The sequence below is a fragment of the Micromonospora sp. AMSO12t genome, from assembly GCF_008806585.1.
Lineage (GTDB): Bacteria > Actinomycetota > Actinomycetes > Mycobacteriales > Micromonosporaceae > Micromonospora > Micromonospora reichwaldensis.
Map to the genome: position 1 here is coordinate 1 of NZ_WAAS01000079.1, position 25931 is coordinate 25931.

Sequence of the window (25931 nt, forward strand, 5' to 3'; positions counted from 1 at the left end):
GCCGGCGCCCCCGCCCGCCCCCGCCGGGCTGTACGCCGTCGACTGGTCGCCCGCGGCGTTCCCGGCGACGCCCGCGCCCTCCTGGACGCTCGCCGACGGCACACCCCCGGACGGGCCGCTGCCGCCGCTGCTGGTGCTGCGCGTCGGCGACGGCGAGCCGGGCCGGTCGGTGCCCGACCGTGCCCACGCCGTCGGCCTCGCCGTGCTCGGCGTGCTCCAGAGCTGGCTGGTCGACCCCCGCGCGGAGACCACCCGCCTGGCCCTCGCCGTCCGCGACGGTGACCCGGTGCACGCCCCGGTGGCGGGGCTCGTCCGGGTCGCCCAGGCCGAACAACCCGACCGGTTCCTGCTGCTCAACCTCGACGCCACCGACGACGCGACCGTCCGGGCGGCGCTGGCCGTCACCGGGGACGAGCCCGAGATCGCCGTCCGCGACGGCCGGGTCCTGCTGCCCCGGCTCCACCCCGTCGAACCGCCCCCGGCCGGTACGCCGGTTCCGGCGCTGGCCGGTGGCACCGTGCTGGTGACCGGCGGCACGGGCGGCGTCGGCCGGCACGTCGCCACCCACCTCGCCACCGTGCACGGCGTCGCCGAGCTGGTCCTCGTCAGCCGCACCGGCCGGGCCGGCGACTGGACGGACGCGTTGACCGACGCCGGCGTCATCGTCCGGGTGGTCGCGGCCGACGTCGCCGACCGGGCGGCGCTCGCCGAGGTCGTCGCCCCGCTGGCCGACCGGCTCGTCGCCGTCGTGCATGCCGCCGGGGCCACCGACGACGCGCTGCTCACCGACCTCGACCCGGGCCGCTGGGAGCGGGCCCTGCGGTCCAAGGTGCACGGCGCGTGGCACCTGCACGAGCTGACCGCCGGCCTCGACCTGGCCGCGTTCGTGCTCTTCTCCTCGGCCGCCGCCACCTTCGGCAGCCCCGGCCAGGGCAACTACGCGGCCGGCAACGCGTTCCTCGACGCGCTCGCCGCGCACCGCCGCGCCCAGGGCCTGCCGGCGACCGCCCTGGCCTGGGGGCTGTGGGCCGCGCAGGACGGGATGGCCGGCCGGCTCACCCCGGCGGACCTGGCCCGGCTCGCCCGGGGCGGCACCCGTCCCCTCGACACGGCCGCCGGGCTGGCGCTGTTCGACGCCGCCCTGCGCGTCGACCGGGCGACGCTGGTGCCGATCGGGCTCGACCTGGCCGCCGTGCGGACCTCCGGCGAGGTGCCCGCCCTGCTGCGGGCGCTGCTGCCCCCACCGCCCCGTCGGGCCGTCAACGCCGACTCGGCGCCCGCCTCCGCCAAGGGCTTCGCCGACCGGCTGGCCGAGCTGGCCGAACCCGACCGCGCCGCCCTGCTGCTGGACCTCGTACGCACCCGGTGCGCCACCGTGGTCGGGCACACCGGCCCCGACGACGTCGAGCCGCGCCGCCCGTTCAAGGAACTCGGCTTCGACTCGCTGATGGCCGTGGAGCTGAGCAACCGGCTCACCGCCGTCACCGGCGTCCGGCTCGCCCCGCACGCCGTGTTCAACCACCCCACCCCGGAGCTGCTCGCCGCGCACCTGCACGCCCGGCTGCTCGGCACCGCCGCCACCGAGGTCACCGACGCGAGCACCGTCGCCCTGGACGAGCCGGTCGCCATCGTCGCGATGGCCTGCCGCTTCCCCGGCGGCATCGGCTCCCCGGAGGAGCTGTGGCGGCTGCTCGACGCGGGCGCCGACGTCATCGGTGACCTGCCCGACGACCGGGGGTGGCCGCTGGCCGACCTCTACGACCCGGTGCCCGGCACGGCCGGCCGGACGTACGTGCGGGCCGGCGGGTTCCTCACCGGGATCGCCGACTTCGACGCCGCGTTCTTCGGCATCAGCCCCCGCGAGGCCCTCGCGATGGACCCGCAGCACCGGCTGCTGCTGGAGACCTCCTGGGAGGCGTTGGAACGCGGCGGCATCGACCCGGTCACCCTGCGGGGCAGCCGCACCGGCGTCTTCGCCGGCACCCACGGCCAGGACTACGGCGACCGGATCGCCCCCGGCGTGGTCTCCGACGACGGCGAGGTCACCGCCGACGAGGGGCACCTGCTCACGGGTACGGCCGGCAGCGTCCTCTCCGGCCGGGTCGCGTACGCGCTCGGGCTGGAAGGGCCGGCCGTCACCGTCGACACCGCCTGCTCGGCGTCGCTGGTGGCGCTGCACCTGGCCGTGCAGGCCCTGCGCCAGGGCGACTGCGACCTGGCGCTGGCCGGTGGCGTGTCGGTGATGTCCACCCCGGCCGGGCTGACCGGGTTCAGCCGCCAGCGTGGTCTCGCCGCCGACGGGCGGTGCAAGGCGTTCGCCGAGGACGCCGACGGCTTCGGCATGTCCGAGGGCGTCGGGATGCTGGTGGTGGAGCGCCTCTCCGACGCCCGCCGCCGGGGCCACCCCGTGCTGGCCGTGGTCCGCGGCTCGGCGGTCAACCAGGACGGCGCGTCCAACGGGCTGACCGCCCCGAACGGGCCGTCGCAGGAGCGGGTCATCAAGGCCGCGCTCGGCGCCGCCGGGCTGACCGCCGCCGAGGTGGACGTCGTCGAGGCGCACGGCACCGGCACGTCGCTCGGCGACCCCATCGAGGCGGAGGCGATCCTCGCCACGTACGGGCAGCGCCCGGCCGGTACCCCGCCGGTGCTGCTCGGCTCGGTCAAGTCCAACCTCGGGCACACCCAGGCCGCGGCCGGCGTCGCCGGGGTGCTCAAGATGGTCCTCGCCATGCGGCACGGCCGGCTGCCCCGCACCCTGCACGCCGAGCGCCGCAGCTCGCGGGTCGACTGGGAGTCGGGCTCGCTGGAGCTGCTCACCGAGGCCCGCCCGTGGCCCGCGGCGGACCGGCCGGCGCGGGCCGGTGTCTCGTCGTTCGGCATCAGCGGCACCAACGCCCACGTGATCGTCGAGGCGGTCGCCGGGTCGGCCCCGGACGCTGACGCCGCAGCCACGCCGACGGAGGCGTACGCGCTGCCGTGGCTGCTCTCCGCGCGTACCCCGGAGGCGCTCGCCGGGCAGGCCCTGCGGCTGCGGGAACACCTCGCCGAGCGGCCCGACCAGCGGCCCCTCGACGTGGCCTGGTCGCTGGCCACCAGCCGCAGCACCTTCGACTCGCGGGCGGTGCTGGTCGGCGCGTCGCCGGACCAGGTCGCCGCCGCCCTCGACGCGCTTGCCGAGGGCCGGCCCGACCCTGCGGTGACGCGGGGCGAGGCCCGTCCCGTCGGCCGGTGCGTCTTCGTCTTCCCCGGGCAGGGCTCCCAGTGGCTCGGTATGGGACTGGACCTGCTCGACCAGGCCCCCGTGTTCGCGGAGCGGATGGCGGCCTGCGACGCGGCGCTGCGGCCGTACCTGGACTGGTCGCTGCTGGACGTGCTGCGTCAGGTGCCCGGCGCGCCCGGCCTCGACGAGGTCGACGTGGTGCAGCCCGCACTGTTCGCGATGATGGTGTCGCTGGCCGAACTGTGGCGCTCCTACGGCGTGCAGCCGGCCGCCGTCGTCGGCCACTCGCAGGGCGAGATCGCCGCCGCCTGCGTCGCCGGGGTGCTCTCCCTGCCCGACGCCGCCCGGGTGGTGGCGCTGCGCAGCCGGGCGCTGCGGGCCCTGGCCGGACACGGGGCGATGGCCTCCGTCGCGCTCCCCGCCGACACGGTCCGCGACCGGATCGCCCGGTTCGGCGACCGGATCTCGGTCGCCGCCGTGAACGGGCCGGCCGCCGTCGTGGTGTCCGGCGAGCCGCAGGCGGTGGAGGAACTCCTCGCCGAACTGGCCGGCGAGCAGGCCCGGGTTCGGCGGATCGCCGTCGACTACGCCTCGCACTCCGCCCAGGTGGCGGGCCTGCGCGACGAGCTGGCCGAGGTGCTGGCGGGCATCGCCCCCGGCCCGGCGGCCGTGCCGCTCTTCTCCACCACCGACCTGCGCTGGCTCGACGGCGAGGAGATGGGGCCGGACTACTGGTACCGCAACCTGCGGCAGCCGGTCGAGCTGGAACAGGCGATCCGCTCGCTGGCCGAGCAGGGCCACGACACGTACGTCGAGTGCAGCCCGCACCCGGTGCTCACCGTGGGCATCGAGGCGACCCTCGCCGACCACGACGGCGAGAGCGTGGTGGTCGGCTCGGTGCAGCGCGACCAGGGCGACCGGGCGCGGTTCCTGCTCTCCCTGGCCCAGCTGCACGTGTGCGGGGTCGCGGTGGACTGGCGGCCCGCGCTGGCCGGCGGCCGGCGGGTCGACCTGCCCACGTACGCGTTCGCCCACCGCCGCTACTGGCCCCGGCCCGTCTCCGGCCCCGGCGACGTCGGCGCCGCCGGCCTGGACGCCGCCGGGCATCCGCTGCTCGGGGCGTCGGTCGCGCTGGCCGAGACGAGGGGCCACCTGTTCACCGGGCGGCTGTCGACCGACGCGCAGCCGTGGCTGGCAGACCACCGGGTCTCCGACAGCGTGCTGGTGCCCGGCACCGGCCTGGTGGAACTCTGCCTCCGCGTCGGCGACGAGATCGGCCACCCGGTCCTCGACGAACTGGTCATCGAGGCCCCGCTGACCCTGCCCGCCGACGGCGCGACCCAGGTGCAGGTGACGGTCGGCGCGGGCGGCGACGACGGACGCCGCCCGGTGACCGTGCACTCCCGCCCCGCCGACGGCCCGGCCGCGGGGCCGTGGACCCGGCACGCCAGCGCCACCCTCTCCGCCGACCAGCCCGCCGCGTCGCCGCAGCCCACCACGTGGCCGCCGCGCGACGCCCGCCCCGTCGACCTGACCGGCTTCTACGCCGGCCTGGCAGCCGACGGCTACGCGTACGGGCCGGCGTTCCAGGGCCTGCGCGCGGTGTGGACCAGCGGCGACGAGGTCTACGCCGAGGTGGAGCTGCCGGCGGCCGCACGGGTCGACGCCGACCGGTACGGCCTGCACCCCGCCCTGTTCGACGCCGCCCTGCACGCCGCGCACTTCGGCGGCCTCGCCGGGGCCGGGGCGGGCCGGCTCCTGCTGCCGTTCGCCTGGAACGGCGTCAGCCTGCACGCCACCGGGGCGACCGCCCTGCGGGTACGGCTGACCCAGGTGGGACCGCACGCCATCGCGCTGACCGTCGCCGACCCGACCGGCGCCCCGGTGGCCGAGGTGGCCGCCCTGACGATGCGGCCGATCTCCGCCGCCGAGCTGGCCGTCACCGACGACCGTGCCACCCGCGACGCGCTGTTCCGGCTCGACTGGACGCCGCTGCCGCCGGCCGACGCGGCCACCCCGGTCGACGCCGTGGCCGTCGCGCCCGGTCTGGACGGCTTCGGGCTGCACCCCGGGCTGGACGGGCTCGCCGACGCCGTCGACGCGGGACTGACCCTGCCCGGGGCCGTGCTCGTGCCGCTCGACGCGGAACCCGCGCAGCCCACCCCCCGCGCGGCACGGCACGCCGCCGTCCGCGCCCTCGACCTCGTCCGGCGCTGGCTCACGGAGCCCCGCTGGGCGGCGTCGAGGCTGCTGCTGGTGACCCGGGGCGCGGTGGCCGTGCACCACGCCGGCGAGGTGACCGACCCGGCCGCCGCGGCGGCGTGGGGCCTGGTGCGCTCCGCCCAGTCGGAGAACCCGGGCCAGGTCGTCATCGTCGACGTCGACGGCGACGGGATCGGCCCCGACCAGGTCGCCGCCGTGCTGGCGGCGGACGAGCCGCAGGCCGCGATCCGGGGCGGCACGGCGTACGTGCCACGGCTGGCGCGGGCCGGCTCGGCGGGCGAACTCGCCGCGCCGCCCGCCGCCGCGTGGCGGTTGGACGCGCCGGTGCGGGGCAGCCTGGAGAACCTCACCCTGGTCCCGACCGACGCCGCCGACGCCGTTCTCGGCCCCCGCGAGGTCCGGGTACGCGTCCGCGCCGCCGGCCTGAACTTCCGCGACGTGCTCAACGCGCTCGGCCTCTACCCGGGCGACGCGGGGCCGCTCGGCGGCGAGGGCGCCGGCGAGGTCGTCGAGGTGGGCGCCGAGGTGACCGACCTGCGCCCCGGCGACCGGGTGTTCGGGGTCTTCGTGGGCTGCTTCGGGCCCGTCGCGGTCACCGACCGCCGCCTGCTGGCCCCGATGCCGGCCGGCTGGTCGTACGTCGAGGCCGCCTCCGTGCCGGTGGTCTTCCTGACCGCGTACCACGGCCTGGTCAACCTGGCCGGGCTCGGCCGGGGCGAGTCGGTGCTGGTGCACGCGGCGGCCGGCGGCGTCGGCATGGCCGCCGTGCAGCTCGCCCGGCACCTCGGCGCCGACGTCTACGCCACCGCCAGCCCCGCCAAGTGGGACGCCCTGCGCTCGATGGGCGTCGCCGAGGACCGTATCGCCTCGTCCCGGACCCTCGACTTCGAGAACCGGTTCGCCGAGGCCACCGGCGGACGGGGCGTCGACGTGGTGCTGGACTCGCTGGCCCGCGAGTTCGTCGACGCCTCGCTGCGGCTGCTGCCGCGCGGCGGGCGGTTCATCGAGATGGGCAAGACCGACATCCGCGACGCCGCCCAGGTCGCCGCCGACCACCCGGGGGTGGCCTACACCGCCTTCGACCTGACCCTGGAGGACCCCGACGAGGTGCAGCGCATGCTCGTCGAGCTGCTCGGGCTCTTCGAGCGGGGGACGCTCACCCCGCTGCCCACGCAGGTGTGGGACGTCCGCCAGGCGCCGGAGGCGTTCCGGCACGTCAGCCAGGCCCGGCACGTCGGCAAGGTGGTGCTCACCATGCCCAGGGCGTGGGACCCCGACGGCACCGTGCTGCTGACCGGCGGGACCGGAACCCTGGGTGGGCTGGTCGCCCGGCGGCTGGTCGAGACGCACGGCGTACGGCGGCTGCTGCTGGTCAGCCGCCGCGGCGAGCGGGCCCCTGGCGCGGCCGAGACGATCGCGGAACTGCGCTCCCTGGGCGCCGAGGCCACGGTCGTGGCGGCCGACGTGGCCGACCGGGACAGCCTGGCCCGGGTCCTGGACGCGGTACCGGCCCGGCACCCGTTGACCGCGGTCGTGCACCTCGCCGGGGTGCTCGACGACGGGATCGTCACCGCCCTCACCCCGCAGCGCGTCGACACGGTGTTCGCGCCGAAGCTCGACGCCGCGTGGCACCTGCACGAGCTCACCCGCCACCTCGACCTCGCCGGGTTCGTGCTCTTCTCCTCCGGCGCGGGCGTCTTCGGCGTACCCGGTCAGGCCAACTACGCGGCGGCCAACGCGTTCCTCGACGCGCTCGCCCTGGCGCGCCGGGCCGAGGGCCTGCCGGGCCGGTCGTTCGCCTGGGGACTGTGGGAGCAGGCCAGCGAGATGACCGCCAAGCTGGACCGGACCGACCCCCGGATCACCGCCCGCGACGGGCAGCTCGCGATCCCGTCCGACCTGGGGATGGCCCTGTTCGACGCGGGCCTGCGGCTGGCCGAGCCGGTGCTCGTGCCGACCAGGATCGACGTCGCCGCGCTCGGCGAGCGGGTCGAGCGGCCCCCGGCCCTGCTGCGCGGGCTCATGCGGCGGGAACGGCCGAGCGCCCGGTCGAGCGCCCCGACCGGCGGCGGGCGCACCCTCGCCGACGAACTGGCGGCCCTGGCCGGGCCCGACCGCCACACCCTGGTGGTCGACCTGGTACGGGAGCAGGCGGCGAGCGTGCTCGGGCACGGCAGCCGCGCGGCGGTCGCCCCGGGCCGGGCGTTCAGCCAGATCGGCTTCGACTCGTTGACCGCCGTCGAGCTGCGCAACCGGCTGACCACGGCGACCGGTCTGCGCCTGCCGGCCACGCTGATCTTCGACTACCCGGACCCGAACGAGCTGGCCACGTTCCTGGTGTCGCAGTTGGCGCCGGACACCGGCCCGGAGGTTCCGCCGGTCCTCACGGACCTGGAGAACCTGGAACGCTCGCTGACCGAGGCCAGCGTCGAGGCGGAGCTGCACGCCCAGATCGGGTCCCGGCTGGAGGTGCTCATCGCCAAGTGGCGGACGATGCGCGCCGGCTCGGGCGGCGATCCCGACCTCGACCTCGAACTGGCCAGCGACGACGACCTCTTCGACCTCATCGACTCCGAACTCGGTCTCTGATGGCCGTCCGGCCGCCCCGCACGGCGCGAGCCGTCCCTTCCGACACCGTGTCCGACCGACCCCCGAGGAACCGATACCGATGCTGATGACCGACGTCCTGATCGTGGGCTACGGCCCCGTCGGTGAGATGCTCACGATCCTGCTGGCGCAGCGAGGGCTCACCGTCACGGCGGTCGAGCGCTGGGCCACCCCGTACAACTTCCCGCGCGCGGTCTCGTACGACGGGGAGGCGAGCCGCATCCTGGCCGCCGCCGGCGTCGCCGACCGGCTCGGACCGGTGGTGGAGTCGTCGGGCGAGTACACCTTCAAGAACGGCTTCGGCCGGACCCTGCTGCACGTCAAGGTCACCGGCGACGGCCCGATGGGCTGGCCCGACTCGGTCTCCTTCTACCAGCCCGGGCTGGAGGCGCTGCTCGCCGAACGGGGAGCGGAGCTGCCGGGCGTGACGGTGCTGCGCCCGTACCAGGTGACCGGCCTGGTCGAGCACGACGACCGGGTCGAGGTCACCATCGCCGGCCCGGAGGGCGAGGAGGTCCACGCGGCCCGCTGGGTCGTCGGCTGCGACGGGGCCAACAGCTTCGTCCGGGAACACCTGGGCAGCGGCGTCACCGACCTCGGCTTCACGTACGACTGGCTGGTCTGCGACGTCGTGCCGCACGAGGCCCGCGAGTTCAAGCCGAACAACCTCCAGGTCTGCGACCCGGCGCGCCCCCGCACGGCCGTGTCGGCCGGCCCGGGGCACCGGCGGTGGGAGTTCATGCGGGTGCCGGGGGAGAGCCGGGAGGAGTTCGAGACCGTCGAGAGCGTGTGGCGGCTGCTCGGCCTCTTCGACATCACGCCCGACAACGCGACCCTGGAACGGTACGGCGTCTACACCACCCAGGCGTGCTCGGCCGACCACTGGCGGTCCAACCGGATCCTGATCGCCGGCGACGCGGCGCACGTGATGCCGCCGTTCATGGGGCAGGGCATGAGCTCGGGTTTCCGCGACGCCCTCAACCTCGCCTGGAAGCTCGACCTGGTGCACCGCGGCCTGGCCGACGAGGCGCTGCTGGACACCTACCAGGAGGAGCGCTGCGCGCACGTGCAGCACGCCATCCGGATGTCCATGGACTCGGGCACGGTGATCTGCGAGACCGACCGCACCGCCGCCGCCGGCCGGGACTCCGTCATGCTCGCCGAACTGCGCCGACGCACCTCCCGGCCGCGTACCCGCTCCCTGCTGGAACCCCTGGTCGGCGGGGTCCTGCACGCCCGTACGGCAGAGGCCCCGGCGGCCGGCGCGGGCGTGCCGATGCCGCAGGGCCGCGTCGAGGTCGACGGGCGCACCGGGCTCTTCGACGAGGTCGTCGGCACCGGCTTCGTCCTGGTCTGCGCCGAGGACCCCGACGACCTGCTCGACGCGGACGCCCGGGCCATCCTGGACTCGCTCGACGCCCGGGTCGTCCGGGTCGTCCCCGCCGGCGCGCCCGCCCCCGGGCCCGGCGCCGCGCCGACCGCCTTCGACCTCGACGACGTGTACCTGTCCCACCTCAAGCGGTACGACGCCGTCGCGGTGCTCGTCCGGCCCGACTTCTACGTATTCGGCACGGCAGCCGACCCGGCCGGTGTGCCCGCGCTCGTCGAGGACCTGCGCCAGCAGGTCCGGCGCGGCTGATCGGCATCCACCCCTCGGAAGGAACCCACATGTTCGAGAACCTGAAGATCGCCGGCCGGGCGATCCGCACGGTCTTCACCGCCGACCCCATCACCCGGGTCCGGCGCTTCTACGAGATCCAGTCGCCCGACGTCGAGTTCGCGGCCCGCCGCACGCACTACATGAACGTGGGCTACTGGGAGGACGGCGTCACCGACCTCGACACGGCCGCCGAGGCGCTGGCCGACAAGCTGGCCGACGCCGCCGGGCTCAAGCCGGACGACACCGTCCTCGACGTGGGCTTCGGCTACGCCGACCAGGACTTCAAGTGGCTGCGCGAGCGCCGGGTCGCCAAGGTGTACGGGCTCAACATCACCCCGCACCACGTCGAGGCGGCGCAGCGCCGGGCGCAGGAGGAGGGCCTCGCGGACCGCACCGACTTCCGGCTGGGCAGCGCCACCGAACTGCCCTTCGAGGACAACACCTTCGACCGGGTCGTCGCCCTGGAGTCGGCCTTCCACTTCTACCCGCGCAGCGCGTTCTTCGCCGAGGCGCTGCGGGTGCTGCGCCCGGGTGGCGTGCTGGCCACGGCCGACATCATCCCGGTCAGCGGAGACGTCGTCCGCGCGGCCATCCAGTCCGGCCCGCTGAGCTTCGTCAAGTTCAGCATCCCGAAGGAGAACTGGCACGACCGGGACACGTACCGGCAGGAGCTGGTCGAGGCCGGCTTCGCCAACCCGGAGGTGCACTCGATCAAGGAGCGCACCTGGGAGGGCTGGCGGGCGTACATGGCGGGACGGACCAACGACCCCGAGTTCCGCGCCGTCGTCAAGCCCGCAGTACGCAAGAGCATGGCCGCGCACTGGAAGAACCAGGACCTCATGAAGCGCGAGATGGCGCAGCTCGACTACGTGATCGCGGTCGGCCACAAGCGGTGACGCCCCGCACGGACGAGGGGCCCGCCGACCGGTCGTGACACCGGTGGACGGGCCCCTCGTCCGTGCGTGGGATCAGACGGCGGGCGCCGCGGTCAGGGCCGTCGAGATGGCCCGCAGGACCGCCGGCTGGTGCTCGGCCAGGAAGAAGTGCCCGCCCGGGTAGACCTTCAGGTCGAACGGCCCGGTGGTGTGGGTCGACCAGGCCCGGGCCTCCTCGACCGTCGTCTTCGGGTCGTCGTCGCCGGTGAAGACGGTGATCGGGCAGCTCAGCGGCGGACCCGGCCGGTAGGTGTAGGTCTCCGCCGCCCGGTAGTCGCTGCGGATCGCCGGCAGCGCGGCCCGCAGCATCTCCGGGTCCCCGAGGACGGCGGAGTTGGTGCCGCTGAGCTTCCGGACGTCGGCCAGCAGGCCCTCGTCGTCGAGCAGGTGCACCGTCTCGTGCCGCGCCTGCGACGGCGCACGGCGTCCGGACGCGAACAGGTGCGCCGCCGTACCGCCGTCCTGCTCGATCAGCCGGGCGAGTTCGAAGCCGACGCTGGCCCCCATGCTGTGCCCGAAGATGGCCACCGGCTCGTCCAGCCACGGCCGCAGCACGGTGAAGACCTCCCGCGCGAGCTGGTGGATGTCACCGATGCACTTCTCGTGGCGGCGGTCCTGCCGGCCCGGGTACTGGATCGACAGCACCTCGACGGCGGGGGAGAGGCTGCGGGAGACGGGGAAGTAGAAACTGGCCGACCCGCCGGCGTGGGGCAGGCACACCAACCGCCTGGCGCCACCCGGAGCCGGGTGGAAGCGTCGCACCCACAAGCCGTTGTCGGTATTTGGCGTGGTCATCCTTGGCGGTCCTTCCAGCGGCTGCGTTTCCCGACCGGATCTGCACGGACCCGGTCGAGGCGACGCTAGTGCGACGGGTGGGGACCGGACACCCCTAGCTGGCCCGTTGCCTGGTTAGGGGTTGTCCGCGCTCGCGCACACCCAATAACTTCTCCCCGCAGATGGGGATCTGCGTGGCTCTCGGCCGAGCGAGCCGAACGACAGATACAGGTGTCGCCTGAGACTTCTGCGCATTCGTACCGTCGCTTACGTCGAGTCTCCGCCGTGAATCGCGATGGGCTGGGTTGATGGACACCGAAGACAAGCTCCGGGAGTACCTGAAGAGAGTCACCGCCGACCTGCGGCGGACCCGGCAACGGCTCCGTGACGTCGAGGCCGATGCGCAGCAGCCCATCGCGATCGTCGGCACCGGCTGCCGGTTCCCGGGCGGCGTACGCACGGCCGAGGAGCTGTGGGACCTCGTCGCGGCCGGCGGCGACGCCATCGCCTCCTTCCCCACCGACCGTGGCTGGGACCTGGACGCGCTCTACGACCCCGAGCGCTCCCGGCCGGGCACCTCCTCGGTACGCGAGGGCGGCTTCGTGCCCGACGCCGCCGAGTTCGACCCCCGGCTGTTCGGCGTCTCGCCGCGCGAGGCCCTCGCCATGGACCCGCAGCAGCGGCTGCTGCTGGAGACCTCGTGGGAGGCCGTCGAGTCGGCGGGCATCGACCCCACCAGCCTGAGGGGCGCCCGGGTCGGGGTCTTCGCCGGCATGACCCACAGCGGGTACGCCCACCCGCCGGAGACCCCGCCGGCGGGCGTCGAGGACTACCTGGGTCTCGGCAACGCGGGCAGCATCGCCTCGGGTCGGGTGGCGTACTCGTTCGGGTTCGAGGGCCCGGCGGTGACGGTGGACACGGCGTGTTCGTCGTCGCTGGTGGCGTTGCACCTGGCGGTGCAGGCGCTGCGGTCGGGCGAGTGCGACCTCGCCCTGGCCGGCGGCGTGACGGTGATGCCCACCCCGGCGGTGTTCGTCGACTTCACCCGGCAGGGCAACCTCTCCCCGGTGGCCCGGTGCCGGGCGTTCGCCGACGCGGCGGACGGCACGGCGCTCGCCGAGGGCGTCGGAATGCTGCTGGTGCAGCGCCTGGCGGACGCGCAACGCGACGGCCGCCAGATCCTGGCGGTGGTACGCGGCACGGCCGTGAACCAGGACGGCGCGTCGAACGGGTTGACGGCGCCGAACGGCCCCTCCCAGCAGCGGGTGATCCGGCAGGCCCTCGCGAGTGCGGGTCTGTCCACGGCCGACGTGGACGTGGTGGAGGCGCACGGCACCGGCACGACGCTGGGCGACCCCATCGAGGCGCAGGCCCTGCTGGCGACGTACGGGCAGGGCCGGGATGCGCCGTTGTTGCTGGGGTCGGTGAAGTCGAACATCGGTCACACGCAGGCGGCTGCCGGGGTGGCCGGGATCATCAAGATGATCTCGGCGATGCGGACGGGTGTGGTGCCGGCGACTCTGCACGTGGACGCGCCGTCGTCGCACGTGGACTGGGCGTCCGGTGCCGTGGAGCTGGTGACGCGGACGCGTGAGTGGCCGGCGGTGGAGCGTCCCCGTCGGGCGGGTGTGTCGTCGTTCGGCATCTCCGGCACGAACGCCCACGTGATTCTGGAACAGCCGGAACCCGAGACCGATCCCGAGATCGAGGCGGAACCTGCGGCGGGCCCCCTGGGGCTGCCGGTGCCGTGGGTGGTGTCGGGTCGCTCGGAGCGTGCTCTGGCGGGTCAGGCGGGGCGGTTGGCGTCGTTCGTGCGCGATCGTGGCCTGTCGCCGGTGGACGTGTCGTGGTCGTTGGCGACGACCCGGGCGGCGCTGGAGCATCGCGCGGTGGTGTGGGGCTCGGACGTCGACGAGCTGGTCGCCGGCCTGTCGGCTGTCGCCGAGGGCGGGCCGGCGGTATCGGGTGTGGTGTCGGCGGGCCGCCGGGCGGTGTTGTTCACGGGTCAGGGCTCGCAGCGCGCCGGCATGGGCCGGGAGCTGTACGACGCGTTCCCCGTCTTCGCGGCGTCCTTCGACGCGGTGTGCGCGGAGATCGATCCGCGTCTGCCGCGCGGGTTGCGCGAGGTGGTGTTCGCGGAGGCGGGTTCGGCTGACGCCGGCCTGCTGGATCAGACCGTCTTTGCGCAGGCGGGGTTGTTCGCGGTCGAGGTGGCGTTGTGGGAGTTGTTGTCGTCGTGGGGTGTGCGGGCGGATTTCCTGGCGGGTCACTCGATCGGTGAGGTGACGGCGGCGTACGTGTCCGGGGTGTTGTCCCTGGCGGACGCGTGCACGCTGGTGGCGGCGCGGGGCCGGTTGATGCAGGCGTTGCCGGCCGGCGGCGTGATGGCGGCCGTCGGCGCGTCGGAGGAGGCTGTCGCCGAGCTGATCGGGGCGTCGGGTGCGGCGGTGGACGTCGCGGCGGTCAACGGTCCCGCGTCGGTGGTGGTCTCGGGTGCCGCCGGCGAGGTGGCCCCGGTGGTGGCGACCGCCCGTGAGCGGGGTTGGCGGGTCAAGGAGCTGTCGGTCAGTCACGCGTTCCACTCCCGCCTGATGGAGCCGATGCTCGACGAATTCCGGTCGGTGGTGGCGGGGCTGGACTGGCAGCCGCCGAGGATCCCGATCGTGTCGAACGTGACGGGCGCGGTGGCGGACGCCGCAGAGATCACCGATCCCGGCTACTGGGTGCGGCACGTGCGGCAGCCCGTGCGGTTCGCCGACGCCGTACGGACCCTGCACGAGCAGGACGTGACGCACTTCCTGGAGGTCGGCCCCGACGCCGTGCTCACCGCGATGGCCCAGGACTGCGTCGAGGCGACCGGCGACGTCCGGTTCACCGCCACGCTGCGAGCCAACCACCCCGAGCCCGACACGCTGCGCACCGCCCTCGCCGAGCGGTACGTCACCGGCGGCCACGTCGACTGGACCGGATACCTCACCGCTGCCGGGGCACGCCCCCGCACGGTCGCCCTGCCCACGTACGCCTTCGACCACCAGCGCTACTGGCTCAACACCACCGACGGCGGCGCGGGCGCGCCCGGGCTCGGCGTCCGCCCCGTCGACCACGCGCTGCTCGGCGCCGCCGTACGCGTGGCCGACGACGACGTACGGCTCTTCGGCACCGAACTCTCCGCGCGTACCCACCCGTGGCTCGCCGAGCACGTCGTCTGGGACTCGGTCGTGGTGCCCGGCGCCGCCCTGGTCGAGATGGTCCTGCACGCGGGCGCGCAGGTCGGCTGCGACGCCCTCGACGAGCTGACCCTGGAGGCGCCGCTGGCGCTCACCGGGCAGGACGCCCGGTCGGTGCAGGTGAAGCTGGGCACGGCGGACGAGGAGGGACGCCGGCCGGTCACCATCCACTCGCGGGCCGCCGCCGACCCGGACGGGGAGTGGGACCGCCACGCGGCGGGCGTCCTCGCACCCGCCGCACCGCAGCCCGACGGGGCCGAGCCGGGGCCCTGGCCGCCCACGTCCGGCACCGCCGTCGCGGTCGACGAGGTCTACACCGAGCTGTCCCGCCTGGGCGTCGAGTACGGCCCGCTCTTCCGTGGCCTGCGCGCCGTCTGGCGTACCGACGACGAGGTGTGCGCCGAGGTGGCGGTGCCCGACGGCACCGAGGTCGCCGGCTTCGGCATCCACCCCGCCCTGCTGGACGCGGCCCTGCACGTCGTCGGCCTGCTCGACGCCGACCAGGAGGCGTCCGGCGTACGCCTGCCCTTCGCCTGGACCGGCGTCACCCTCTCGGCGGTCGGCGCGACCACGCTGCGGGTACGCGCCCGGCGCAGCGGCGGCGGGGTCACCCTGACCCTGACCGACCCGGCCGGCGCCCCCGTCGCCCGGATCGGCTCCCTGGTCTCCCGCTCCGTGACCGCCGAGCAGGTACGCGGCGCCGACGCGGGCGTCGACTCCCTGTACGACGTCGCCTGGCAGAGCGTCCCGGCGGGCGCCCCGGCGACCGCTGGCGCGGTGCTCCTCGGCGACGCCCCGTCCGACCTGGCGGCACTCGCCCGGTACGGGCTCGCCGAGCTGGCCGACGCGGTCGACGTCGGCCTGCTCGACACGGAGCTGGTGCTGCTCGCCGCGTACGCCGACGACGAGCGCGCCCCGGTCCCCGCCGCCACCCGGACCCGGCTCGCCGCCGTGCTGACCGCCGTGCAGGGCTGGCTCGCCGACGACCGGCTGGCGGAGCGGCAACTGGTCGTGCTGACCCGGGGGGCCGTCCCCGCCGGCGACACCGGCCGCACGACCGACCTCCCCGGCGCGGCGGTCTGGGGCCTGCTGCGCTCGGCCCAGGCGGAACACCCCGGCCGCTTCGTGCTGGTGGACCTCGACGAGGCGCGGCGACCGGAGCCCGGCACAGTGGACCTGGTGGCCCGCGCGGTCGCCACCGGCGAACCCCAGCTGGCGGTCAGGGACGAGCGGGTGCTGGCACCCCGGCTCACGCCCGCCGTCCTCGACCCGGCGCTGGGCGCCGACCTCGACCCCGACGGGACGGTCCTGGTCACCGGGGCCACCGGCGCCCTCGGCGGCCTGCTGGCCCGGCACCTGGTCAGCACGCACAAGGTGCGCCGGCTGCTGCTCGTGAGCCGGCGCGGATCGGACGCCCCCGGCGCGGCGGAGCTGCTGACCGAGCTGACCGCGCTGGGCGCGCAGGTCCGGTTGGTGGCCGGCGACGTGGCGGACCGGGACTCCCTCGCCGCACTGCTGGCCGACGTCCCCGCCGAGCACCCGCTCACCGGCGTGGTCCACGCCGCCGGCGTCCTCGACGACGCGGTGATCTCGGCGCTGACCCCCGGGCGGATGTCCGCCGTGCTCTCCGCCAAGGCCGACGCCGCCTGGCACCTGCACGAGCTGACCCGGGGGCGGAACCTGGCGATGTTCGTCCTCTTCTCGTCGGTCGCCGGCGTTCTCGGCGGCCCCGGGCAGGGCAACTACGCCGCCGCGAACGCCTTCCTGGACGGCCTCGCCCAGCACCGGCGCGCCGCGGGCCTCGCCGCCACCTCCCTGGCCTGGGGGCTCTGGGCCGCCGACAGCGGAATGACCGGCGCCCTCGACGCCGCCCAGCGGCAGCGGATGAGCCGCAACGGCCTCAGCCCGCTCGACACCGACCAGGCGCTGCGCCTCTTCGACGCCAGCCTGCGCGGCGGCCGCCCCCACCTGGTGCCGGCGCTGCTCGACCCCGCCGCGCTGCGCCGCCAGGCCGACGCCGGCCAGCTCCCGGCGCCGCTGCGCGGCCTGGTCCGGGCCCGGCGGCGCGTCGTCGCCGGCGGCGACGGCGGCGGACCGTCCTTCGCGCAGCGCCTGGCCGGCACGCCCGAGGCAGAGCGCGGCCGGCTGGTGGAGGACCTGGTCAAGGCGCAGGTCATCGAGGTGCTCGGCTACCCGCCGGCCACCGTCGTGCCCTCCGGGCAGACGTTCACCGGCCTCGGCTTCGACTCGCTGACGGCGGTGGAGCTGCGTAACCGGCTGACCGCCCTCACCGGGATCCGGCTGCCGGCGAGCCTGATCTTCGACTGCCCCACGCCCGCCGCCCTCGCCGACTTCCTGCTTGTCGACGCCGCCCCGCCGGCGCCCGAGGCGGGCCTGCTGGCCGAGCTGGACCGGCTGGAGGCCGCGTTCGCCGCGACCGGGCCGGAGGAGCTGGAACGACTGGCCGGCGACGACGAGACGCGGACCGCCGTGGCGGTCCGCCTCCGGGCGCTGGTCACCAGGTGGAGCGACGCCACCGATCGGTTGGCCGACGTCAGCCAGGCCCTCGACGAGGCCTCGGACGACGAGCTGTTCGACTTCATCGACCAGAAGTTCGGCCGATCCTGACCACGAGTCCGCCGCTTGCCCCTTAGCGACAGGTGATCAACCCGATGGCGAACGAAGCCAAGCTCCGCGAGTACCTCAAGCGCGTCACCGCTGACCTGCACGAGACCAGCGAACGCCTGAGGGCCGTCGACGAGCAGAACCACGAGCCGATCGCGATCGTGGGGATGGCCTGCCGCTACCCGGGCGGGGTGCGGACCCCCGAGGCCCTGTGGCGGCTGGTCGAGTCCGGCGTCGACGCCGTCACGCCGTTCCCCGCGGACCGGGGCTGGGACGTGGAGAACCTCTACGACCCGGACCCGGACGCGCACGGCAAGTCGTACACCCGCGAGGGTGGCTTCCTGCACGACGCCGGCGAGTTCGACGGCGGGTTCTTCGGCATCTCCCCCCGCGAGGCGCTGGCGATGGATCCGCAGCAGCGGCTGCTGCTCGAGGTCGCCTGGGAGGCGGTCGAGCGGGCCGGCATCGCCGCCGACTCGCTCAAGGGCAGCCGCACCGGCGTCTTCACCGGCGTCATGTACCACGACTACGTCTCCCGGCTGAACGGCGTGCCGGAGGAGGTCGAGGCGTTCGTCGGCACCGGCAACCACGGCAGCGTCGTCTCCGGCCGCATCGCGTACACCTTCGGGTTCGAGGGCCCGGCGGTGACCGTCGACACCGCCTGCTCGTCCTCGCTGGTGGCGATGCACCTCGCCGTGCAGGCCCTGCGCTCCGGCGAGTGCACGCTCGCGCTGGCCGGCGGTGTCACCGTCATGTCCAGCCCCGACACGTTCGTCGGCTTCAGCCGCCAGCGCGGCCTGTCCCCGGACGGGCGCTGCAAGTCCTTCGCCGCCGCCGCCGACGGCACCGGCTGGAGCGAGGGCGCCGGCCTGCTGCTGCTGGAACGGCTCTCCGACGCCCAGCGCAACGGCCACCCGGTGCTCGCCGTCGTCCGTGGCACGGCCGTCAACCAGGACGGCGCCTCCAACGGCCTCACCGCGCCGCACGGCCCGTCCCAGCAGCGGGTGATCCGCCAGGCCCTCGCGAACGCCCGACTCTCCCCGGCCGACGTGGACGCGGTGGAGGCCCACGGCACCGGCACCCGCCTCGGCGACCCCATCGAGGCGCAGGCGCTGCTCGCCACGTACGGCCGGGACCGGGCCGAGGACCAGCCCCTCTGGCTCGGCTCGATCAAGTCCAACCTCGGGCACACCCAGGCCGCGGCCGGCGTCGCCGGCGTGATCAAGATGGTCATGGCGATGCGCCACGGCGTCCTGCCGCGGACCCTGCACGTCGACGAGCCGTCCCCGCACGTCGACTGGTCGGCCGGGGCGGTGAGCCTGCTCCGCGAGCCGCGCCCGTGGCCGCGCGGCTCCCGGCCCCTGCGGGCCGGCGTCTCCTCCTTCGGCGTCAGCGGCACCAACGCCCACGTCATCGTCGAGGCCGCCCCGCCCGCCCCGCAGCCGGCCGCCGGCACCGACGCCGTTGCCGGACCCGACCCGCTGCCGTGGGTCGTCTCCGCGCGCAGCGCCGCCGCGCTCGGCGCCCAGGCCGACCGGCTGCGCTCCTGGCTCGCCGAGCACCCCGACGCCGCGCCGGCCGCCGTGGGCCGGGCCCTGGCCGCCGGCCGGTCCGTCCTGGAACACCGGGCGGTGCTGCTCGGGGCCGACCGGGACGAGCTGGTCGCCGGGCTCGGCGCGCTCGCCGACGGCGTCCCGGCGGCGTCCGTGCGGCGCGGGGTCGCCAGCCCCACCCGCGTCGCCGTGCTCTGCACCGGGCAGGGCGCCCAGCGCGTCGGCATGGGCCGACAGTTGTACGCGGCGTTCCCGGTCTTCGCCGCGGCCTTCGACGCCGCCTGCGTCGAACTGGACAGGCACCTCGACCGCCCCCTGCGCGCCGTGCTCGACGGTCCCGCCGAGGTGCTCGACCGCACCGGCTACGCCCAGGCGGCGCTGTTCGCCGTCGAGGTGGCGGCCTACCGGCTCGTCGAGTCCTGGGGCGTCGTGCCGGACTTCGTGGCCGGCCACTCGGTCGGCGAGGTGGCCGCCGCGCACGTCGCCGGCGTGCTGTCGCTGCCCGACGCCGCGCGCCTGGTCGCCGCCCGGGGCACCCTGATGCAGGCCCTGCCCACCGGCGGGGCGATGGTGTCGGTCCGCGCCACCGAGGCGGAGGTGCACGCGCACCTGGACACCGCCGGCGAGGCGGCCGGCGCCGGCCTGGCCGCCGTCAACGGCCCGGAGTCCGTCGTCGTCTCCGGCGACGAGGACGCCGTGCTGGCGGTCGCCGCACACTTCGCGGCCCTCGGCCGCAACACCAGGCGGCTGCGGGTCAGCCACGCGTTCCACTCCGCGCGCATGGACCCGATGCTCGACGCGTTCGGCGACGTGCTCGGGCAGCTGACCTTCGCCGCGCCCCGGATCCCCGTGGTCTCCACCGTGACGGGCGAGGTGCTCGACCCCGACGAGGTGCGCTCCCCGGCGTACTGGCTGCGCAACGTCCGCGACACGGTCCGCTTCGAGGCGGCCGTGGCCACCCTGCGCGAACTCGGGGTGGGCGCGTACGTCGAGGTGGGGCCGGGCGGGGTGCTCTCCGCGCTGACCCAGGAGATCGTCGGCGCGGACCAGGCGGTGTGCGCCCCGATGCTGCGCGCCGACCACGACGAGGCGGCGACCGCGTTGGCCGCCGCCGCCACCGTCTGGGCCCGGGGCGTGCCGGTGGACTGGGCGGCCCTGTTCGACGGCCCGCCCGTGCCGGTCGACCTGCCGACGTACGCGTTCCAGCGCGAGCGCTACTGGCTGCTGCCCCTGCCGCAGGCCGCCGACGTGACCGCCGCCGGACTGACCCCGACCGGCCACCCGCTGCTCGGCGCGGTGTTCCGCTCGGCCGACGGCGACGAGGTGACGCTCACCGGCCGGCTGTCGGTGGAGAGCCAGCCCTGGCTGGCCGAGCACGCCGTACGCGACGTGGTGCTCTTCCCCGGAACCGGCTTCGTGGAGCTGGCGCTGCGCGCCGGCGCGGAGGTCGGCGCCGACCGGCTCGCCGAGCTGACCCTCCAGGCGCCGCTGGTGCTGCCGGAGACCGGCGGCGTCGACGTGCAGGTCGCCGCCGAGCGTGCCGGCGGCGAGGCGTGGCAGTTGACGGTCCACGCCCGCCGCTCCGGCACCGACGACCTGTGGGTCCGGCACGCCACCGGCCTGCTCGCCCCGGCGCACGAGGACGGCGGCGCCACGCTGGCGGACTGGCCGCCGACCGGCGCCACCGCCCTGGACGTGTCGGAGCTGACCGGGCGGGCGGCGCGGGCCGGGTTCGCGTACGGCCCCGCCTTCCAGGGGCTGCGCGCCGCCTGGCGGGTCGGCACCGACGTGTACGCCGAGGTGGCGCTGCCCGAGCCGGCGGCCGACGAGGCCGGCGCGTACGGGCTGCACCCGGCGCTGCTCGACGCCGCCGTGCAGGCGGTCGGGCTCGGCATCGTCGACCCCGGCGAGGCCCGGCTGCCGTTCGCCTGGTCGGACGTGACGCTGTCCGCCCACGGCGCGGACACGCTGCGGGTACGGCTGACCCCCACCGGCGCGGACACGGTGGCCATGCTGGTCGCGGACGCCGCCGGCGAACCCGTCGCCCGGGTCGGCTCCCTGGTGCTGCGGCCCCTGCCGGCCGGGGAACTCACCTCCGGCGGGTCCCCGTGGCGTCGCTCGCTGTTCCGCCTCGACTGGCCCCGGCACGCCGGCGGCGTGGGCGCGCCCGACGGCACGACCTGGGCGGTGCTCGGCGACCGCCCCGCGCCGCTGCCGCCCGGCGTGACCGCCGCCCGGCACGCCGACCTCGACGCGCTCTGCGACGCGGGGGTGCCCGACGTCGTGCTGTACCCGGTGGCCGGCGCCGCCGCGACCGGCCCCGGCCCGGTCCACGACCTGCTCGCCGAGGTCCTCGCCGTGCTCCAGGGCTGGCTCGCCGCCGAGCGCCACACCGGCGGGTCCCGGCTGGTCGTCCTCACCAGCGGCGCCGTCGCCGTGGACGACGACGCCGACGTCGCCGACCTGGCCGGCGCCGCCGTGTGGGGCCTGCTCCGGTCCGCCCAGGCCGAACACCCCGGCCGGTTCCTCGTCGTCGACCTCGACGAGGAGGAGAGCTCCGCGTCCGCCCTCGCCGGCCTGCTGTCGGCCGACGAGCCGCAGGCGGCGGTGCGCGACGGCGTGGTCCGGGTGCCCCGGCTCGTCGCCGCCCCGGAACCCGACGCGCCGGCGCCGGCGCTGGACCCGGACGGCACGGTGCTGGTCACCGGCGGCACCGGTGCCCTGGGCGCGCTCGTCGCCCGCCACCTGGTCACCCGGCACGGGGTCCGCCACCTGGTGCTGACCAACCGGCGCGGGCCCGCCGCGGCCGGCGCCGCCGACCTGCTCGCCGACCTCGCCGACCTGGGGGCCACCGCGACGGTCGAGGCGTGCGACGCCGCCGACCCCGACGCCCTCGCCGCGCTGCTCGACCGGATCGACCCGGCGCACCCGCTGACCGGCGTGGTGCACACCGCCGGCGTGCTGGCCGACCGCACCCTGACCTCGCTCACCGCCGAGTCCCTCGACGAGGTGCTCCGGCCGAAGGTGGACGCCGCCGCGCACCTGCACGAGCTGACCGCCGCCCACGGCCTCGCGCTCTTCGTCACCTACTCGTCGGCGGCCGGCGTGACCGGCAGCCCCGGCCAGGCCAACTACGCGGCGGCCAACGCCTTCCTGGACGCGCTCGCCCACCGGCGGCGGGCCGCGGGCCTCCCCGCACACTCCCTGGCCTGGGGGCCGTGGGTCGAGTCGGGCGGCGGCATGACCGCCGGCCTCGACCGGGCCGACACCGACCGGCTGGCCCGCGCGGGCGTACGGCCGCTTCCCGAGGCGGACGGCCTCGCGCTCTTCGACGCCGCTCTGCTGACCGGCCTGCCCACGACGGTGCCGATGGCGCTGGACGGCCCGGCGCTGCGCGCCCAGGCCGAGGCGGGCACCCTGCCGTCGGTCCTGCGCGGCCTGGTCCGCGCGCCCCGGCGTCGCGCCGCCCGGTCGGGCCCGGCGGAGACCGCCGCCCTGACCGAACGGCTGGCCGGGCTCGACCGCGAGGAGCGCGCCGCGGCCCTGCTGCGGCTCGTCCTCGACCAGGTCGCGGCGGTGCTGGGGTACGCCGACGCCGCCGCCGTCGAGGCCGGACGCCCGTTCACCGAGCTGGGCTTCGACTCGCTGACCGCCGTCGAGCTGCGCAACCGGCTGGGCGCGGTGACCGGCCTGCGCCTGCCGGCGACCCTGGTCTTCGACCACCCGACCCCGCTCGCCCTGGCCGAGCACCTGGACGCCGAGACCGGGACCGCCGCCGGTGCGCCGCCGGCCCCGGTCGCCGCCGTCGCGGCGCTCGACGAGCCGATCGCGATCGTCGGCATGAGCTGCCGCTACCCGGGCGGCGTACGCAGCCCCGAGCAGTTGTGGGACCTCCTCGTGGCCGGTGGGGACGGCATCACCGGCTTCCCCGCCGACCGGGGCTGGGACGTCGACGACCTGTACGACCCGTCCGGCGCGCGCCGGGGCAGCAGCTACGCCCGCGAGGGCGGCTTCCTGGCCGACGCCGGCGACTTCGACGCCGACCTGTTCAAGATCTCGCCGCACGAGGCGCTCGCCATGGATCCGCAGCAGCGGCTGCTGCTGGAGACCTCGTGGGAGGCCATCGAGGACGCCCGGATCGACCCGCTCGCGCTGCGGGGCCGCCCCGTCGGCGTGTTCGCCGGCATGATGTACCACAACCACGCCGCCGGGCTGGCCGACGTTCCGGAGGCCCTCGACGGCTACCTCGGCGTCGGCACCGCCAGCAGCGTGTTGTCGGGCCGGGTGGCGTACTCGTTCGGCTTCGAGGGGCCGGCGGTGACGGTGGACACGGCGTGTTCGTCGTCGCTGGTGGCGTTGCACCTGGCGGTGCAGGCGCTGCGGTCGGGCGAGTGCGACCTGGCGCTGGCCGGCGGCGTCACCGTGATGGCGACCCCGGAGACGTTCATCGACTTCTCCCGGCAGCGGGGCATGGCCCCCGACGGCCGGTGCAAGTCGTTCTCGGACGCGGCGGACGGCACGGGCTGGTCCGAGGGCGTCGGCGTGTTGCTGGTGCAGCGGCTGTCGGACGCGCGGCGCGACGGCCGCCGGGTCCTCGCGGTCGTGCGGGGCACGGCCGTCAACCAGGACGGCGCGTCGAACGGGTTGACGGCGCCGAACGGCCCCTCGCAGCAGCGGGTGATCCGCCAGGCCCTCGCGAACGCCCGGCTGGGCGTCGCCGACGTCGACGTCGTGGAGGCGCACGGCACGGGCACGACGCTGGGCGACCCCATCGAGGCCCAGGCGCTGCTCGCCACGTACGGGCAGGACCGCGACGACCGGGACGCGCTGCTGCTGGGGTCGGTGAAGTCGAACATCGGCCACACGCAGGCCGCCGCCGGGGTGGCGGGCGTCATCAAGATGATCATGGCCATGCGGTACGGGACCGTGCCGGCGACGCTGCACGTGGACGAGCCCTCGTCGCACGTGGACTGGTCGTCGGGCGCCGTGGAGCTGGTGACGCAGGCGCGTGAGTGGCCGGGTGTGGGCCGCGCGCGCAGAGCGGCCGTGTCGTCGTTCGGCATCTCCGGCACGAACGCCCACGTGATCATCGAACAGGCGGAGCCGGAGCCCGCCGCGGCGTCTGCCGCAGCCGTCGGGTTGCCGGTGCCGTGGATGGTGTCGGGACGCTCCGAGCGGGGCCTGGCGGGTCAGGCGGGGCGGTTGGCGTCGTTCGTGCGCGATCGTGGCCTGTCGCCGGTGGACGTGTCGTGGTCGTTGGCGACGACCCGGGCCGCCCTGGAGCATCGCGCGGTGGTGTGGGGCTCGGGCGCGGACGAGCTGGTCGCCGGCCTGTCGGCGGTGGCCGAGGGCCGGGTCTCTGGTGTGGTGTCGGCGGGCCGCCGGGCGGTGCTCTTCACGGGTCAGGGCTCGCAGCGCGTGGGCATGGGCCGGGAGCTGTATGACGCGTTCCCGGTCTTTGCGGCGTCCTTCGACGAGGTGTGCGCGGAGATCGATCCACACCTGCCGCGTGCGCTGCGCGAGGTGGTGTTCGCGGAGGCGGGTTCGGCCGACGCCGGCCTCTTGGATCAGACCGTCTTCGCGCAGGCGGGGTTGTTCGCGGTCGAGGTGGCGTTGTGGGAGTTGTTCTCGTCGTGGGGTGTGCGGGCGGACTATCTGGCGGGTCACTCGATCGGTGAGGTGACGGCGGCGTACGTGTCGGGGATGTTGTCCCTGGCGGACGCGTGTGTCCTGGTGGCGGCGCGGGGCCGGTTGATGCAGGCGCTGCCCGCCGGCGGTGTGATGGCGGCGGTCGGCGCGCCCGAGACCGTGGTGCGGGAGATCATCGACGCTGCGGGTGCGGCGGTCGACGTGGCGGCGGTCAACGGTCCCACGTCGGTGGTGGTGTCGGGTGCTGCCGCCGAGGTGGCGTCGGTGGTGGCGGCCTGTCGTGAGCGGGGTTGGCGGACGAAGGACCTCGCGGTCAGTCACGCGTTCCACTCGCGGTTGATGGAGCCGATGCTGGACGAGTTCCGGTCGGTGGTGGCGGGGCTCGACTGGCGGTCGCCGCGGGTGCCGATCGTGTCGAACGTGACGGGCGCGGTGGCGGACGCCGCAGAGGTCACCGATCCCGGCTACTGGGTACGGCACGTGCGGCAGCCGGTGCGGTTCGCCGATGGTGTGGTGGCGTTGCGGGCGCAGGGGGTGGACACCTTCCTGGAGGTCGGCCCGGATGCGACGTTGACGGCGATGGTGGCGGAGATCGTCGCGGATGCGGGGGTGCGGCGGGTTCCGGCGTCGCGGCGGGACCAGTCGGAGGTCGCCGCGGTGACGGCGGCGTTGGGGCAGTTGTGGGTGGCGGGTGTGCCGGTCGACTGGGCTGCCTACCACGGTCAGACCGGCGCCCGGCCGCACGCGGTCGACCTGCCCACGTACGCCTTCGACCACACCTGGTACTGGCCCGAGGCGGCGCCCGTGGCCCGCCGGGACGCGCACGGCGAGGCTCTCGACGGGCGGTTCTGGGCGGCCGTCGAGTCCGGCGACCCCGACCTGGTCGGCGGCGAGCTGGGCGTCGGCGCGGACGAACCGTTCAGCGCGGTCCTGCCGAAGCTCGCGCAGTGGCGGCGGGCCGCACAGCAGCAGTCGACCGTGGATTCCTGGCGCTACCGCGTGGTGTGGCGACGCCAGGACGTGACCGGGAACGAGAACCTGACCGGCTCCTGGCTGGTGCTGATGGTTCCCGGCCAGGAGGACCACCCGCTGCTGGCCGGGCTGGCGGAGCGGGGCGCCGAGGTGGTGCCGGTGGTGCTGGACGCGCTGGACCGGGACGAGATCGCGCGCCGACTGGCCGGAGCGGTGGAGGCCGGGAAGCCGGTCGCCGGGCTTGTCTCGCTGCTGTCGCTGGCCGGAGCGGGCGTGGTCGAGGCGCTGGCGGTGGCGCAGGCGCTGGCCACGACGGAGGTCCAGGGGCGGCTCTGGTGGCTCACCCGTGGGGCGGTCTCCGTGGACGACGCGGAGCCCCTGACCGACGTGTTGGGTGCTGCGGTGTGGGGTTTGGGTCGGGTGGTGGGTTTGGAGGTGCCGTTGCGGTGGGGTGGTTTGGTGGATTTGCCGGGGTTGTTGGATGGG

The 25931-nt window shown here is 75.7% G+C and carries 6 protein-coding genes; 5 read left to right on the forward strand and 1 reads right to left on the reverse strand.

Annotation, left to right across the window (positions count from 1 at the left end; all coding sequences use genetic code 11):
• The 3 genes from F6X68_RS14515 to F6X68_RS14525 form a co-directional block, all read left to right on the forward strand.
• On the forward strand, positions 1-8032 hold an 8032-nt coding region (locus F6X68_RS14515; RefSeq protein WP_151454780.1), incomplete at its 5' end, for a type I polyketide synthase.
• 79 nt (positions 8033-8111) lie between these two features.
• Complete coding sequence (locus F6X68_RS14520) at positions 8112-9689, forward strand: bifunctional 3-(3-hydroxy-phenyl)propionate/3-hydroxycinnamic acid hydroxylase (RefSeq protein ID WP_151454781.1); 1578 nt, start codon at positions 8112-8114, stop codon at positions 9687-9689.
• Positions 9690-9718: 29 nt separating this feature from the next.
• Positions 9719-10606: a class I SAM-dependent methyltransferase gene (locus F6X68_RS14525; protein WP_132240759.1), complete on the forward strand. Its 888-nt coding sequence runs from the start codon at positions 9719-9721 to the stop codon at positions 10604-10606.
• A gap of 72 nt (positions 10607-10678) precedes the next feature.
• On the opposite strand, the gene F6X68_RS14530 is transcribed toward F6X68_RS14525, so the two are convergent.
• Positions 10679-11440 carry a thioesterase II family protein gene (locus F6X68_RS14530; RefSeq protein WP_151454782.1) on the reverse strand — a complete coding sequence of 254 codons (762 nt, stop codon included), beginning with the start codon at positions 11438-11440 and terminating at the stop codon, positions 10679-10681.
• A 284-nt stretch (positions 11441-11724) separates the two neighbouring features.
• On the opposite strand from F6X68_RS14530, the gene F6X68_RS14535 reads away from it, so the two are divergent.
• Positions 11725-17274 (forward strand): type I polyketide synthase, encoded by a 5550-nt coding sequence (locus F6X68_RS14535; RefSeq protein WP_151454783.1) that lies wholly within the window; start codon positions 11725-11727, stop codon positions 17272-17274.
• A gap of 44 nt (positions 17275-17318) precedes the next feature.
• Positions 17319-25931: type I polyketide synthase (locus tag F6X68_RS14540; RefSeq protein WP_151454784.1), on the forward strand; the 8613-nt coding region annotated here is incomplete at its 3' end.

Coding starts and splice junctions, on each gene's coding strand:
- F6X68_RS14520 (WP_151454781.1), top strand. CDS start 8,112: ATGCTGATGACCGACGTCCTGATCGTGGGCTACGGCCCCGTCGGTGAG.
- F6X68_RS14530 (WP_151454782.1), bottom strand. CDS start 11,440: ATGACCACGCCAAATACCGACAACGGCTTGTGGGTGCGACGCTTCCAC.
- F6X68_RS14525 (WP_132240759.1), top strand. CDS start 9,719: ATGTTCGAGAACCTGAAGATCGCCGGCCGGGCGATCCGCACGGTCTTC.